The sequence below is a fragment of the Candidatus Cyanaurora vandensis genome (genome assembly GCF_013285555.1).
GTDB lineage: Bacteria > Cyanobacteriota > Cyanobacteriia > Gloeobacterales > Anthocerotibacteraceae > Cyanaurora > Cyanaurora vandensis.
In genome coordinates this window covers 16,957-29,923 of sequence record NZ_JAAXLT010000014.1, presented here as the reverse complement: position 1 = coordinate 29,923, position 12,967 = coordinate 16,957, and the positions used below count along the sequence as shown (strand labels likewise).

The window sequence follows — 12,967 nt, the reverse complement described above, 5'->3', positions numbered from 1 at the left end:
GTTAAACCCCCGCCCGATCCCCTCGCCACCAACGCTGCTCCCGCCCGTCCGGCACCGGTTGCTGTCACCCCGAAACCCCCGCTCATCACTTCGCCGTCGGGTCTAGACCTAACCACGGCACAAAAAGTCATCACCACTTGGCAACAGGCGAAACAACTGGCTCTAGGCAAAACTCACGACACTTCCCAACTAGCCACTGCCCTCAGCCCCAGCCAGACCGAGCAGTGGACTAAACGTGCTCAAGCGATGGCCCGCGCTAAGAGTTACTGGCAGTATGACCTCAAGGAAGTGCGGGTCCTCAAGGTGGAGCCCCAAGCAGGAGGCATAGCCACCGTCCAGATCCAGGAACAGGCCCAGTTTTTTGAGGGGGCCAAGCTCAACCGTGCGCGCTCCTACCAGAAGCGATACACCGTCCGTTATGGGCTGGTGCGAAATGGGACGAGTTGGGTCATTGCGGATATAGTTCTTTGAGTAGACGCGGGTTCTGCCGCCAGTGCGCCGCTACTTTGACAAAAACTTCGAGATAAACCTTGGTCTGGAGCATCTCTTCCATCGCCAGCCGCGCCTGGGTGCTGATCCCCTTGAGCCGTTCGCCGCCCTTACCAATCAAGATCCCCTTCTGGGAATCGCGCTCTACGTAAATTACCGCCCGGATGCGGGTCAGCCGGGACAGTTCCTCCATCGCCTCAATCCCCACCGCCACGGCATGGGGTACTTCTTCTTGAGTCGCCAGGAGAATTTGTTCGCGAATAAATTCAGCGCACAACAGGCGTTCGGTCTGGTCCGTCAGACTGTCGGGCGGATAGTAGTAGGGTCCCAGGGGTAACTGTTGCTCCAGCCCGGTCAAAAATTCCCCTAATCCGTCCCCGCGCTGGGCTGACAATCGAAAAGTCAGGGGCGGTTCGGGCCACAACTCGTGGTAGCTCGCGCTGTAGTCTAGGCTAGTGCAGTCGAGTTTGTTGAGGACTAGGACTACGGGAGCCACCGGCAAAAGGGTAGTGGCAATCAGTCGGTCCCCCGCTCCCGTCGGTTCGCTGCCATCGGCAACAAAAACTACCACATCCACCTGGGCCATGGTCTGACGGGCCGTATTGACCAGGGCTTCCCCGAGTTTGTGGCGCGGTTTGTGAATACCGGGGGTATCAATAAAAATAATTTGGCTCGTCGGACGGGTCAAAACGCCCCGGATCGCGTGGCGGGTAGTCTGGGCCACTGGGGAGGTAATGGCAATTTTTTCGCCCAATAAGCGGTTGAGCAGGGTGGACTTACCCACATTGGGCCGACCGATGAGGGCGACGAAACCGGAACGAAAGTCAGCCGGAGCAGCAGGGATCAATTAATTTCTCGGACAGTTGAGGCTTTTGCGGGTCTCGCGCTTGGTGACGGGATTGATCCCGGTGGCGGTTTTACAGAGTTGCGTCACCGTAGCTCTATCCAGGATGGCATCGGTGAAATCAGCCCCTTTGATGGAGACTCCCTTGAAGTTCGCGCCCAAACCGAGGATATCCACCAGGATCGCGCCATCCATCTTGACATCAATTACTTTGCTGCGGTCCAGGGTCGCCCCAGTCAGGTCCGCCCGTGACAAGTCGGCCCCCGTAAGGTCGGCCCCACTGAAAATGGCAGCGGTGAGCTTGGAGTCGTGAAATTTAGCCCGTTTGAGCGTGGCACGATTGAACTTGTAGCGTGTCAAGTTCTGTTTAGAGAAATCCCGCCCACTCTGGTTACTACCGCTAAAGTCGTACTCAGCACGCTGGGCTAGGACAGCACCGCTAGCGCACAGACCCAGACAAAGGACGAGGGAGGTAAAGGTATTCACAGCAAGCCGCCCTGGGAAACTAAGTCCATCATGACATTCTTATGAACCTCCCTCGTGGCGGGGGTTAATTTTCACTTCACCCTTAATTTTGGGGGCGTGTGGGCCTAACAAGGATTAAGTCCCACCCACATTTCCTTATGTTCCAGTCCCTCACGGCGGGAATGCTCCTCTTTCGTGCCCGCCGGGGTAGCCAACTACACTTACCGCCTGGTCTCTACCGCTGTCGGCAGGGTCATCTCCTAGCGACTTGCCCGATGGTCAACAGGGATACACTCTGGGGCGGGTTAGTCCTGCCAGGACAGGTCTTTATCCAACGCAACCCGGCAGTTTGGGTCCTCTACCCCTTGGGTCCGGCTGAACTCAGTCGTCTTGAGACCGCTACCCCCCTCATTACCCAGGCCCTCAGTCAACGCTTGGCCCACATGGAAGTCCTCTTGGCCTTGACTAACTTACGTGGCTTAGAGGAACGGCTTTTTGGTTTTTTGCTCTACTGCGCTCGCTACGGTGGTGAGAGCCAGCCCGACGGGAGTTGCCGTCTCCCTTTCCCCCTCACCCAGAGTCATCTAGCCCTAGTCCTCAAGTCCAACCGTTCCCAGGTGGCCCAAGCCCTACAGGCGGCTGAGACCCAGGGCCTATTACTCCGCCAAAAACAACACCGTTTCCAGTTCCCTGACCTCGCCCGTCTCCAGCTCCACTGTCCTATACAGTTGCGGGACCACCCTTGAACATGGCGTAAGCAAAAGTAGGTAAACCGGGCCGCAAAAGCTACAGAAAAGTTGTAGAAGCTTCAACACCAGTGAGTTTTCCAGACTTGTGGCTAAGGCATTATAGAGACGCAGAATTCTGCGTCTCTACAGCAAAGGGGGACTAGGGACTTTAGGGCTTGGTGGCTACGTCCTTGAGTTGGATCATCCGCAGAGCTTCCATGCCTTGACTCACAGGTAGACCGTAGGCTTTGGGGTTGAGGTAGTAGCCGACTTCAGTGGGGGATTTGTTCTCCTCCACGACGATGCGGTTCTTTTGGGCATAGGGGTCTTGGCGCACTCCGGTGACAGACCAGGAGACCTTTAGACCCGCTTTGCCCCCAGCAACCTTAAAACGGTTGCCTTCGATTTCCACCGCCACATAGACCGGCGCGAAGCCACCAATAGAGGTCAACTGGTAACGGTAATCACTGTTGAGTTTTTGGAAGTAGCCCGGTAACTCGACCCAGGCTTCCCCGTTCTCATCCAAGGTGGTGTTGCCGTTGTAGATGTTCATCATGTCTGGGCTCTCCACAAAGGAGTGCGAGAGATATTTGCGGGCTGGGTCCACAGGATGGTCAATCTTAAAGGAACCGGCTGACTTGCTAAGGGTACCGAGGACCGAGACATCCCCACTGAAGACACCCGCGAAGCCATCGGTACTTATACCCCAGATCCCCCAACCGGAACTCCCATTGGCCTCACCCACAACGCCATTAGCTAAGTTGCCGGGAGCAAAACCGTAGACCCCGTTACCACTGTTCAAACTACTATAACCGTAGACCCCATAGTCCCCACTGCTGGAGCCATAGACCCCGGTATCGCTGCTTACCCCGTAAACTCCGTAGGTCGCACCGCTACCATAGACCCCAAGGTAGGGGCTTGCGCCCGTAACCCCGTAGCCAAAGGTCCCCGTAGCGTTACCATATACTCCACCATAACCAGAACCATAGACCCCAGTGGTGTTAGTGCTGACTCCCGAGACCCCGTACCTGTTGGTGCTAGACCCACCGACACCGTTGCCGTTGATGCTCTTGGCGAAAATACCATTCCCTGTCCCTGTGCCGGTACTCTCCGCAAAGATGGACGAAGCCGTACCGTTACTGGTGATGTAAAACCCGTTATTGGCGTTAGAGGGATTGTTGACGCGGAAGTAACCCGCTTTACCCGTCCCCGTGGTGGTGACGCTTAGAGCATTGCTACTGCCAGCGTAATTGATGGTGACTGGGGGCGAGAGGGTGGTCGCCAGGGGTTGGACCTCTCGGAAAAGCTGGAAGGACCGTGGGGAGGTATCGGGCTCCTCGGGTGGAGCAGGAAGGACTCTGGGTGTGATGGGTTCGGGGGGAACAGGCGCAACTTTAGCTTGAGCCAAGACAGCCCCCGGCAAGAGTAAAGCAGACATTAACAACAGCAATCGAAAATTACCGGACATGATAAAGCTCCTGAGTGGATAACAGATTTTTGGGGGGAAGTAAGTGACTTATGCAATATAATTTGAGCTCTAATAAGATCACACACGGCCCTAAACCTATCAATCCTAAAATGTACTTAATTCCTTGAGATAGTCTTTATTACGTAGAATTAAAGTTAGTTTGTCTATCTAAATCCCTCAAATCCTGACAGTGAAAGGCTTTTAAATGATTCCAGTCACAATAAAATTGCTAAACAGCAATAGAAAGAATTTAGGATAGAGCACGAAAATCAGGTTTTCTACGGATTAACTATGAAATCAACGTAAGTGACAGTTTCACCACTTAATTCCAGTCACTTTAAAACTCACATTACCTAGCATTCGCGTTAGAGAAGACCAGCTAAAACAATTCTCCTCTCATTTCCCGATGCAGAAACGGCTAAAGATATTATCCAGAATGGACTCTGTTACCCCGTCGCCGGTGATTTCCGAGAGTGCGCTAATGGCTTCGCGCAGGTCAATACTCCAAAAGTCCAAGGGCAACCCTGCCCGTTGGGTCTCTCTAAATCGTTGGAGACTCTGCTGGACACGGATTAGGGCTTGTTTTTGCCGTTGATTAATGGCGACATTCACGTTACTTCCCGTCAGACCGCCGCTCACCTGTTGCCACACGGCAGCTTCTAGGTCGGGGATACCTGCGCCTTTGAGGGCTGAGAAAGAGAGATTGGGCGCGGGGAGGTCCGGGGGCGGAGCAGCGAGGTCGGTTTTATTGACTACTATCAAGCAGGGCCGTTCGATTTCCTGGTAGATGGCTTGGTCCTGGGCAGTCCAAGGCTGGGTAGCCTCGATGACCAAGAGTACCAAATCCGCCTGGGCCATGGCTTGCCGGGAACGCTCAATCCCAATCCCCTCCACCATCTCGCTCGTCTCACGAATCCCAGCCGTATCTAGCACTATTACGGGCATCCCCCGCACCATCAATTCCACATCCACCACATCACGAGTCGTACCGGGGAACGCGGAGACAATCGCTCGTTCGCGCTGACTCCAGCAGTTGAGGAGACTCGATTTCCCCACGTTGGGGCGACCGACGATGGCGATTTTGATGCCTGTGCGGAGGAGTTCACCTTGGTCGGCGGTCGCCAGGAGTTGATGAACCGTGGTTTCAACCTGCGCCAGGGTTGTTTCGATAAGCAGCAGGTCCAGAGGCGGCAAGTCCTCCTCAAAGTCAATCCGGGCCTCAAGCTCCGCCAAGACCCCAAGACATTGTGTCCGTAGCCTCTGAATTGGTTTTGCCAGCTTCCCCGTCAAACCCGCCAAGGCCAAATGCGCCGCCTGGGGTGAACGGCTGGAGACCAGTTGGGCCACACTCTCCGCCTGGGTCAAGTCCAACCGCCCATTCAAAAAAGCCCGCAGCGTAAACTCTCCCGGTTGCGCCAACCGCGCCCCCCGCTCCAGACACAACCGCAAAATCTCCTGAATCACCACCACGCCCCCGTGACCATGGAACTCCACCACATCCTCACGGGTAAATGAACGCGGTGCCTGCATCCAGAGCAGCAGGATTTCATCCACCACCCGCCCCCGGTCCTGAATGTGTCCGTAATAAATGCGGTGGGACTCCCAGATAACCGGACGGGGCGGGCAAAAAAGTTGGGTAGCAATGGCTTGCGCCTCAGGCCCAGAGAGTCGGACAATCGCCACACTCCCCTGTTCAGGCACGAGCGGTGTAGCAATGGCGGCAATCGTGTCCCTCATACCGCCATTCTGACATCCTTACTCGGCGGGCACGGTAACCGCGTAGAGGGGCAGCGAGACGATGCAGGTAAAGGTGAACAAGTAGGAAATACCCACGGTGAACCGCAAGGAGGAGATGATCTGTTCAAACTCCGGCGGGGTAATCCGCAACAGAGTCCAGGCCAGACAGTAGACCAGCCAGCAACCAAAAGTCATGCTGAGCAGTAAATATTTGTTGTCCTCTAGACCCGCATCCCGCGAGACCAGCATCAAGCCCGCCAAAGACGCGACCATGGAGAGCAAGACCATCACACCGTGGAGGGATAAAAAGCTCATCGAAGCCCCCTAAAATTGAACATTCACCTTATGTAAGAGTACAAAAAAAAATTAGGGTTGAGTTTGAATATTTGTAAATGTGTAAAGCATTGTAAAGAATTCCGTAAAGTTACAACCCGTCCCCCACAATGATCCCAAACCAAACTGCCAACTGATTGCTTAGCGATTTATGCGGTAGCTTCCCAGCAAAAATGCCTAGCGCACTTGTTACGGCATTTCCAGAAACTTTACAAGTTTGGTCGTTGGGAACAACCTCAAATTGCCCAAATCTTTATCACGTTAATCCGTGAGGCGTTTAGTCAGGATGAGCAGTGGCAAAAGGACTGCAATCTAGAACGTTGGCAAGATTGGGCAAAAGACTTTAGAGAACACATGACGCAGGCCGTCACGACGTGGTGGTCAACAGGGGGAGCCGATGGTCACAGGCTACTTAAGAACTTACGCAACCAAGACCATCAATAGTGGTACTTCTTAAGTCACCCAGAAATCCCACCGGATAACAATGCTGCGGAACGGGCAATACGACTTGCCGTAACTAAGCGTAAGGTGACGGGCGGGTCACGTTCGATGGAGAACTTCCAACACACGGCAGACTTATTGAGTGTGATTCAAACCTGCCGTCGTCAGCAACGCTCAGTCATGACCTTTTTATGCCAAGCCCTACAAGCTACAGTACGTAAGGGTTTTGCCTTTCCTTCGCTTTTACCTCTTCCAAGCATCTGAATCCTTACGGTAGTCCCATCTTCGAGCCTTTCCGCTTACCGTTTCGAGCGTTAAAAAAGTTTTGATAGGCAATCCCTAAGTCTGCAACCGACTGTTGCAATGGGATATTAGAAACACTCGACAGCCACACCCTTTCATCGGTTTTCTTTGCCTGAGTAATGACCATCTTTTGGAGAGCCCCGGACTTGGGCAACTTCGCCGAGGTTTTGCAAATAGCCAGTGCATCATTCCAAACCACGCGCACACAACCAAACAACTGAGCTAAGCTCTGTCGCTGTTGGTCTGTTGGGTAGAATCGGCACTGGTATCTTGCTTTCATGCTACCATTGTACAGCAAATAACCGGATTACTTCATGAAGAAACGATTAGATTTTAGGATTGAGGATTTTGAGTTTGAAATCCTTGAGAATTACTGTAATAGCGTTGGCAGAACAAAGACGGATGTATTGAGAGAGTTGATTAGAAGCTTGAAATCTAAGAAAAAGCCGTCCTAGAAGGACGGGGCTTGTATCCCATTTTTTCGGTCAGTAGGAGCCGTGAAATCAAGGAAGTCTTCGCTCAGTTGTTCGAGTTGCGAGAGGGGAAGTTGTCGTACTTGGGTGCGGTACTCATGGGCAATCTGCATCTTCGCCATCAATGCACAGGCGACTGGGTCGGGATAGTTGAGGTAGTCGCGCCAGTTCAAGCGGTTGAGTTGCACCACTTCCTCGGACCGTCCGACCAGGAAACTCAATTAGGGGGTCGAGGAAGAATTCCTGGGTCAGAAACTCGACGGACTCGGGGACGAGAGCGGCGCGAATCTGCGGAAAGAAGAGGTCCACAAACTCGACGAAGAAGGTGGTGAGGAGCTTTTTGAAGTTCCCATCGTGGTCGGGGGTAGCAGATTTCAAATTTGCTGAAACGTTAGGGATTCGGAATTTAGACAGTAGCGCAATCCTGTAGGCCGGGGACCATCTTCAAACATATGCCCCAAATGGGCATCACATCGGGCACAAAGGATTTCAACTCGGCGCATACCATGAGAGAGGTCAACTTCATTGTGTACATTCTCGGCTGCAAAGGGCTGAAAGAAACTGGGCCAGCCCGTGCCTGAGTCAAATTTCGCCAGGGAACTAAAGAGGGGTAAATCACAGCATAGACAGGTATATACACCCTGTTTTTTGTTGTCATTAAATAACCCACAAAAAGCCCGTTCGGTCCCTTTGTTACGAGCGATCCGGTACTGTTCAGGATTTAGCTGGGCTTGCCATTGAGCATCGGTTTTGACAACTTTAGAAACCGTTTGGGCTTCAGTCGGCTGTCCCTTCGGGTCCATGAAACGCACAGGCACCAATTCAGAGGTAGACATGGCTTAACCAACTAGCAACGTAATTTCTAGTTTAGCTTTAAGTTTAGGGTCCGTTTTAGAGAACGAGCTAGCGGAGAAGCGTCGTTTGTCTAGGTCATGGTCAAGGCTCATTAGCCTAAAGGTCGGCGGCAACTAGGGACCGGAACACTTCCTGGGTTACGCTAGATTGCTATCTCATTCAAGTTCGTAGCGCAAGCAGGAAAACATGGAGCCGAAGATTGAGATTTTTTTAGAAAAGGATTACGAAGAAGAGACGGAAGCCCGCGCCGCCCGCGACCAACGCAAACAGGAACTTGAACAACAGGGGCTCATCTGTCTTGCTCAGGACTGTATCTCAGTCGTCTCCGGGTGGATGGTCTACCTGCTGCAAGTCGTGCCTGAGGAGACCCCAGCCGGTGAGCGTAGCCCCCGGCCTCGGGCGGGCCGCTCCCGTTCCCGCGCTGGAGCAGGATAAGCGGGAGCAGCAATGGACCGAAGCCGTGGATAAGTATTTCGTAGTGCAGATGACCTGTGTCCTAGGGCGAGAAGCTGAGGTCATGGAATTTGCTGGGGAGCATATCCAGTGGATGCTCAAGTACATCCCCCAGGGTTTGTTTGTGTTGGCGGGTCCTTACCTCAATGCCCAAGGGCAGTTCGATGATGGTCTCTGTATCATGCGTTCTGACCGTGAGGAGACCCTAGAAACCATCCTGCAAGAGGACCCTTTTTACCAACGGGGCATCCGTACCTACCAAATCCGCGCCTGGGACTACCATGTAGATACTCAAGGCTACCGCATCAACTTCTCGCCGGAACTCGCCGCCGCCTGGGGGGTTTCGGCTGAGGTGAGTCAGCGTCAGCCATGATCCGCGTCGGTTGTCAGGGCTGGCGGTACCCCGACTGGCGTAAACCCGGTGTACAACCGTTCTACCCGGCCCACCTCCCCCCGGCCCAGGAACTCACCGCCTACAGTCAAACTTTTAATCTGGTAGAAGTGGACAGCACGTTTTATGCCATCCCCTCCGCTGCGGTGGTGGAACAATGGCGCGACCAGACCACCCCAGACTTCCGTTTCACCCTCAAGCTCCCCCGTGCCTTGACCCATGAAGCCCGTCTACGGCGGGGCCGGGAAACTTTGCTAACTTTTTGTGAACGAGCGCAACTTCTCGGTCCCCGACTCGCCGCCATCCTGATCCAGTTGCCGCCTTCTTTTGGGATTGCCGAGACCCCGGTCCTGAGTCGTTTTTTACCCCATCTACCTGACTTGCCCTTTGCGATTGAGTTTCGGGACCCCCAATGGCTCAATCCCCAGACGCAGGAGCTATTAGCGCGGTACAACGTCGCTTGGACCCTGGGGGAAACGCCTTGGCTCAGTACGGACTTGAGTACGCCCTGGCTAGAACAGGTTAAGGACTGGGTGTATGTGCGGATTATGGGACAAAAAGAAGGCGGATTGACTCAGTTCACCCATCTTCAAATCGACCGCGACCAGGCGTTGACGACGTGGGCCGGGTCCTTACAACGGTTGGCTGAACGGGGGGTCCGAGCCTGGGTGTTGGTGGATAATCACTTCCAGGGTTTCTCACCGGGGACGGCAACGTTACTCAAGCATAAATTGAAATTACCAGAATATCCCTTCCCCAGTGCCCAACCACCTCCCATTGAACAGTTGACCCTACCCCTGTGAATCACGCTCCCACTGAGGTTTCCAGCCCGGTTTATTGACTTGCCGAGCGCGGGCAATGGCGAGGGTTGCGGGAGGTACGTCTTCAGAGATGGTGGACCCAGCGGCAATAGTGCTATTTTCACCCACCTGCACAGGCGCAATGAGAACCGTGTGGGAGCCAGTTTTCACTCCATCCGCAATCGTGGTCTGATGTTTGTCGCGCCCGTCGTAATTGGCGGTAATCGTCCCGGCTCCGATGTTCACTCGGTTGCCGACGGTGCTATCCCCGAGATAACTAAGGTGGGCACAGGCGGTATGGTTGCCCATCTGGGTATGTTTAAGCTCGACAAAGTTCCCAATCCGGCAGTAGTCGCCAATCACGGTCTGGCCCCGTAAATGGGCGTAGGGACCGACGATGACCCCCGTACCAAGCTGGGTGTCCCGGACCACAGAGTACAACACTTCGGAATTGACCCCGACCGTACTATGTTCAATTAGCGAACCAGGGCCGAGTCTGGCACCCTGGGCAATGGTGGTGGCCCCCTTGAGATGGGTGCCCGGTTCAATCGTGACATCCGGGGCGAGTTGGACCGTGCTTTCAATCGTCGTGCTAGCGGGGTCAACAATCTGGACACCCGCATCTAGCCAATAATCAAGAACCCGCCGATTGAGGACTTGTCCGACCTGACTGAGTTGGCGGCGGTCGTTCACCCCAAAGACTTCCTGGGGGTCCGTCGCCAAAACTGCCGTCACCCCCGCCCAACCCTGAAAGACATCGGTCAGGTAATATTCGCGCTGCCGATTGTTACAGGTCAACTGTTCTAGACGGGGCACCAAATCAGACCAAGGGAAACTGTAGGCCCCCGCATTTACCAAACGGTGGAGCCGCTGGGTGGGCGTACCTTCTTTTTCCTCGACAATCGCCTGCACCTGGGTCCCCTCACAAAAAACCCGTCCGTAACCCGTCGGCTCTGGGACCTCAGCCACCAAGAGGGCCGGACCAGAGACCGCCAAAAGCCGCGCTAGCGTCTCGGGTAACAGGAGGGGCGCGTCCCCATTAACCACCAAGACCTGACCCTGGTAATCCCGCCAGGGCACGAGTAACTGTTGGAGGGCGTGGCCCGTACCCCGTTGGTCAAGTTGGTGGACCCAGGTCAGCGGTTGGTCTTGAAAAGCGGCTTGGACGGTCTGTGCCCCGTGACCGACAATCACCGTCACCTCACCCAATCCCGCCACCGCGTTTAGCACATGACCTAATAATGTACGGCCCATCACCCGTTGCAGAACCTTGGGTAGGGCTGAGCGCATCCGTGTCCCCTTCCCCGCCGCCAAAATCACGACCCTAATTGTCATCGCGTTGAAACCCTAACACGACATTTTGACCGCCAAACCCGAAACTATGGCTGACTGCGTAGGTCAGGGGTTGCAGTTGACTGGAGCGTACGAAATTTAAATCATACCCCGTCCCCAAGCCGGGACTGGCAGGTAGGTATTGATGATAAAGAGCCAATAGACAAAAAGCCGCTTCCATCGCTCCGGTGGCCCCCAGACAGTGCCCGGTCGCCCCTTTCGTTGCCCCCACCCAGACCCCAGGCCCGTAGGCCCGTTGGATTAGCCGATATTCTCCCGCATCATTGAGTCGAGTCCCCGTGCCGTGGGTGTTGAGGTAATCTACGGCGGTTTGAGCGATACCCATTTCCTCAAGACACAGCCCGACCGCCCGCAAGGCCTGAGTCCCCGCCGGGTCTGGGGTACAGGGATGCCAAGCATCATTGGTATGCCCAAAGCCCGTCACTGCCCCATAAACCCTTGCCCCTCTAGCCCGTGCCCAGTCCGCCCGCTCCAGCACCAACGCCGCCGCCCCCTCGCCCAGCACTAACCCGGTGGCGAGGGCATTAAAAGGTTGCAGATAGGGGGTTGTCGCCTGTAACCCCATCTGCCGGAAACCCACTTCGCCCAAGGGGGTGCGGGGTGCATCACTGGCTCCACAGAGGACCCGCCCACAGTAGCCCCACTGGATTAAACGCAGCCCCCAGCCCACCGCCCAAGCCCCCGAGGAACAGGCCAAAGCCGGGACCCCATAGAGATTCCCGCTCCCCAAAGCTTGCGCGACGGCTAAAGCCCCGCCACTGGCCTGCGCGTCCAGCCAACTCGGAAGCCCCGTCTGTCGGTACCGCTCTAGGTCGCCCAATTGCCCGCGACTAGTGCCAAAAACAATCCCTAATTCGGGCTGGGGCAAATTTAAACCACTGTCTACTAGAGCAAGTTGCGCCGCTTTAGCCGCTAACGCCGGACTGCGGTGGTCCTTGGGCAAATCCGCCACCCCCCCCGAGGAGACTTGCCCCCTCAAGAGTCCCTGCCAAGTCGGGGTGGTGTGCCCGAGTCCCGTCACGAGACCCAGGCCCGTCACCACCACCTTGCTCACTGAACCGTGGCCTTGACAATTTTGGTCCGTTTATCCGTGGGGACCTGTTCATCGCTGTTGGCTGCCACGATCTTGTCCACCACTTCAATGCCCTCGACCACTTTACCGAAAACTGCATAGCTCCCGTCCAGACTGTTCACATCCGCCACCGTGATGTAGAACTGGGACGAAGCCGAGTTGGGGTCTTGGCTCCTGGCCCAGGCGAGGGCACCGCGTTGGTGTTTGAGGACCGGGGGAGCACTGCCTTGGACGGGGCTGGCGACCTTGCCGTAGGTCGGGGTCTGGGCTTTATCGAGTTTGATCTCTAAAGGAATCGTCCGCTCCCGTTTGGTCACGGGGTCCACAAATCCGCCCGTACCGTCGCCCTTGGGGTCTCCGCCCTGGATGACGAAGTTGGGCACGACTCGGTGGAAGGTCAAGCCATCGTAAAAACCCCGCTTTACCAAGTCCAAGAAGTTCCCGGCGGAGATAGGCGCGTTTTCGCCGTCCACTTCGAGGACAATCAGGCCCTGGGTGGTGGTGAGATTGACCCGTGCTTTTTTGGCATAGGTGGCGAGTCCCTTGGTCAAGTCGGGTTCGGTGGTTTGAGCCGGGGCTTGGGCTTGGGCGGTGGAGATGGTGGAGGCGGGCGGGGTGGTACTACAACCCACTAGGGCCAAGACCGCCAAGCCAAAAATAAAACGTCGCATGGAGAGTTACCCGCAAAATTCCCCCTGATCCTAGGTCAATCCGTCCGCCATGACTAGCTAGCCCACAAGCTAAAAAGCCTGTGGTAAATTA

The 12,967-nt window shown here is 55.2% G+C and carries 17 protein-coding genes and 2 pseudogenes; 7 read left to right on the top strand and 12 right to left on the bottom strand.

All coding sequences use genetic code 11. The features are described from left to right. A partial coding sequence (locus tag HFM78_RS01055) for an ARC6/PARC6 family protein (protein ID WP_287127562.1) occupies positions 1-471 on the top strand: 471 nt, incomplete at its 5' end. Here HFM78_RS01055 and era read toward each other — a convergent pair. Together era and HFM78_RS01045 are read right to left on the bottom strand one after the other, a co-directional pair. Continuing rightward, positions 449-1,336, bottom strand: coding sequence for a GTPase Era (gene era, locus HFM78_RS01050; RefSeq protein WP_287127561.1), 888 nt, complete (start codon positions 1,334-1,336; stop codon positions 449-451). The two genes, HFM78_RS01055 and era, sit on opposite strands and share 23 nt — an antisense overlap. Further along, positions 1,337-1,819, bottom strand: a complete 483-nt coding sequence (locus HFM78_RS01045; RefSeq protein WP_287127560.1) for a pentapeptide repeat-containing protein — start codon at positions 1,817-1,819, stop codon at positions 1,337-1,339. 137 nt (positions 1,820-1,956) lie between these two features. On the opposite strand from HFM78_RS01045, the gene HFM78_RS01040 reads away from it, so the two are divergent. Further along, a complete protein-coding gene (locus tag HFM78_RS01040) occupies positions 1,957-2,544 on the top strand; it encodes a helix-turn-helix domain-containing protein (RefSeq protein WP_287127559.1) in 588 nt (195 codons plus the stop codon). A 151-nt stretch (positions 2,545-2,695) separates the two neighbouring features. Here the strand turns inward: HFM78_RS01040 and HFM78_RS01035 are convergent, their stop codons facing one another. The 3 genes from HFM78_RS01035 to HFM78_RS01025 form a co-directional block, all read right to left on the bottom strand. After that, positions 2,696-3,994 carry a hypothetical protein gene (locus tag HFM78_RS01035; protein ID WP_287127558.1) on the bottom strand — a complete coding sequence of 433 codons (1,299 nt, stop codon included), beginning with the start codon at positions 3,992-3,994 and terminating at the stop codon, positions 2,696-2,698. Positions 3,995-4,390: 396 nt separating this feature from the next. Beyond that, entirely contained in the window at positions 4,391-5,731 is a 1,341-nt protein-coding gene (gene mnmE / locus HFM78_RS01030; RefSeq protein ID WP_287127557.1) for a tRNA uridine-5-carboxymethylaminomethyl(34) synthesis GTPase MnmE, read from the bottom strand. 18 nt (positions 5,732-5,749) lie between these two features. Further along, positions 5,750-6,046, bottom strand: coding sequence for a hypothetical protein (locus tag HFM78_RS01025; RefSeq protein WP_287127556.1), 297 nt, complete (start codon positions 6,044-6,046; stop codon positions 5,750-5,752). Between the two features lie 204 nt (positions 6,047-6,250). On the opposite strand from HFM78_RS01025, the gene HFM78_RS01020 reads away from it, so the two are divergent. Then, entirely contained in the window at positions 6,251-6,508 is a 258-nt protein-coding gene (locus tag HFM78_RS01020) for a hypothetical protein (protein ID WP_287127555.1), read from the top strand. Positions 6,509-6,523: 15 nt separating this feature from the next. Continuing rightward, a pseudogene (locus HFM78_RS16060) lies at positions 6,524-6,769 on the top strand (transposase); the annotation flags it as partial. 7 nt (positions 6,770-6,776) lie between these two features. On the opposite strand, the pseudogene HFM78_RS01015 reads toward HFM78_RS16060, so the two are convergent. From HFM78_RS01015 to msrB, 4 genes and pseudogenes are all read right to left on the bottom strand, one after another. Further along, positions 6,777-7,088: pseudogene (locus HFM78_RS01015) on the bottom strand (helix-turn-helix domain-containing protein); the annotation flags it as partial. 171 nt (positions 7,089-7,259) lie between these two features. Further along, complete coding sequence (locus HFM78_RS01010; RefSeq protein WP_287127553.1) at positions 7,260-7,403, bottom strand: DUF4351 domain-containing protein; 144 nt, start codon at positions 7,401-7,403, stop codon at positions 7,260-7,262. Then, positions 7,378-7,659, bottom strand: a complete 282-nt coding sequence (locus HFM78_RS01005) for a hypothetical protein (protein WP_287127552.1) — start codon at positions 7,657-7,659, stop codon at positions 7,378-7,380. Before HFM78_RS01005 ends, HFM78_RS01010 begins: the two co-directional genes overlap by 26 nt. After that, entirely contained in the window at positions 7,656-8,084 is a 429-nt protein-coding gene (gene msrB, locus HFM78_RS01000; RefSeq protein WP_396032830.1) for a peptide-methionine (R)-S-oxide reductase MsrB, read from the bottom strand. The genes HFM78_RS01005 and msrB overlap by 4 nt, the downstream gene beginning before the upstream one ends. A gap of 238 nt (positions 8,085-8,322) precedes the next feature. On the opposite strand from msrB, the gene HFM78_RS00995 reads away from it, so the two are divergent. Genes HFM78_RS00995 through HFM78_RS00985 form a run of 3 tightly spaced genes read left to right on the top strand, consistent with a single transcriptional unit; the run spans position 8,323 to position 9,783 of the window. Continuing rightward, the gene (locus tag HFM78_RS00995) at positions 8,323-8,571 is read left to right on the top strand and encodes a hypothetical protein (RefSeq protein WP_287127550.1); all 249 of its coding nucleotides are present in this window, start codon (positions 8,323-8,325) and stop codon (positions 8,569-8,571) included. After that, complete coding sequence (locus HFM78_RS00990; RefSeq protein ID WP_287127549.1) at positions 8,513-8,962, top strand: YciI family protein; 450 nt, start codon at positions 8,513-8,515, stop codon at positions 8,960-8,962. The genes HFM78_RS00995 and HFM78_RS00990 overlap by 59 nt, the downstream gene beginning before the upstream one ends. Beyond that, entirely contained in the window at positions 8,959-9,783 is an 825-nt protein-coding gene (locus HFM78_RS00985; RefSeq protein ID WP_287127548.1) for a DUF72 domain-containing protein, read from the top strand. The genes HFM78_RS00990 and HFM78_RS00985 overlap by 4 nt, the downstream gene beginning before the upstream one ends. Here HFM78_RS00985 and glmU read toward each other — a convergent pair. The 3 genes from glmU to HFM78_RS00970 are packed head-to-tail and all read right to left on the bottom strand — an operon-like array spanning position 9,772 to position 12,876. Next, positions 9,772-11,115, bottom strand: a complete 1,344-nt coding sequence (glmU, locus tag HFM78_RS00980) for a bifunctional UDP-N-acetylglucosamine diphosphorylase/glucosamine-1-phosphate N-acetyltransferase GlmU (RefSeq protein WP_287127547.1) — start codon at positions 11,113-11,115, stop codon at positions 9,772-9,774. The two genes, HFM78_RS00985 and glmU, sit on opposite strands and share 12 nt — an antisense overlap. Beyond that, positions 11,105-12,187: a beta-ketoacyl synthase N-terminal-like domain-containing protein gene (locus HFM78_RS00975; RefSeq protein ID WP_287127546.1), complete on the bottom strand. Its 1,083-nt coding sequence runs from the start codon at positions 12,185-12,187 to the stop codon at positions 11,105-11,107. The genes glmU and HFM78_RS00975 overlap by 11 nt, the downstream gene beginning before the upstream one ends. Then, positions 12,184-12,876: a peptidylprolyl isomerase gene (locus HFM78_RS00970; protein WP_287127545.1), complete on the bottom strand. Its 693-nt coding sequence runs from the start codon at positions 12,874-12,876 to the stop codon at positions 12,184-12,186. Before HFM78_RS00970 ends, HFM78_RS00975 begins: the two co-directional genes overlap by 4 nt. Positions 12,877-12,967 lie beyond the last annotated feature (91 nt).

What these genes read in the sequence shown, in the direction of transcription:
- HFM78_RS01025 (WP_287127556.1), bottom strand. Translation starts at nt 6,046, where the DNA reads ATGAGCTTTTTATCCCTCCACGGTGTGATGGTCTTGCTCTCCATGGTC.
- glmU (WP_287127547.1), bottom strand. Translation starts at nt 11,115, where the DNA reads ATGACAATTAGGGTCGTGATTTTGGCGGCGGGGAAGGGGACACGGATG.
- HFM78_RS00970 (WP_287127545.1), bottom strand. Translation starts at nt 12,876, where the DNA reads ATGCGACGTTTTATTTTTGGCTTGGCGGTCTTGGCCCTAGTGGGTTGT.
- HFM78_RS01035 (WP_287127558.1), bottom strand. Translation starts at nt 3,994, where the DNA reads ATGTCCGGTAATTTTCGATTGCTGTTGTTAATGTCTGCTTTACTCTTG.
- HFM78_RS00995 (WP_287127550.1), top strand. Translation starts at nt 8,323, where the DNA reads ATGGAGCCGAAGATTGAGATTTTTTTAGAAAAGGATTACGAAGAAGAG.
- HFM78_RS01010 (WP_287127553.1), bottom strand. Translation starts at nt 7,403, where the DNA reads ATGGCGAAGATGCAGATTGCCCATGAGTACCGCACCCAAGTACGACAA.
- msrB (WP_396032830.1), bottom strand. Translation starts at nt 8,084, where the DNA reads ATGGACCCGAAGGGACAGCCGACTGAAGCCCAAACGGTTTCTAAAGTT.
- HFM78_RS01040 (WP_287127559.1), top strand. Translation starts at nt 1,957, where the DNA reads ATGTTCCAGTCCCTCACGGCGGGAATGCTCCTCTTTCGTGCCCGCCGG.
- mnmE (WP_287127557.1), bottom strand. Translation starts at nt 5,731, where the DNA reads ATGAGGGACACGATTGCCGCCATTGCTACACCGCTCGTGCCTGAACAG.
- HFM78_RS00985 (WP_287127548.1), top strand. Translation starts at nt 8,959, where the DNA reads ATGATCCGCGTCGGTTGTCAGGGCTGGCGGTACCCCGACTGGCGTAAA.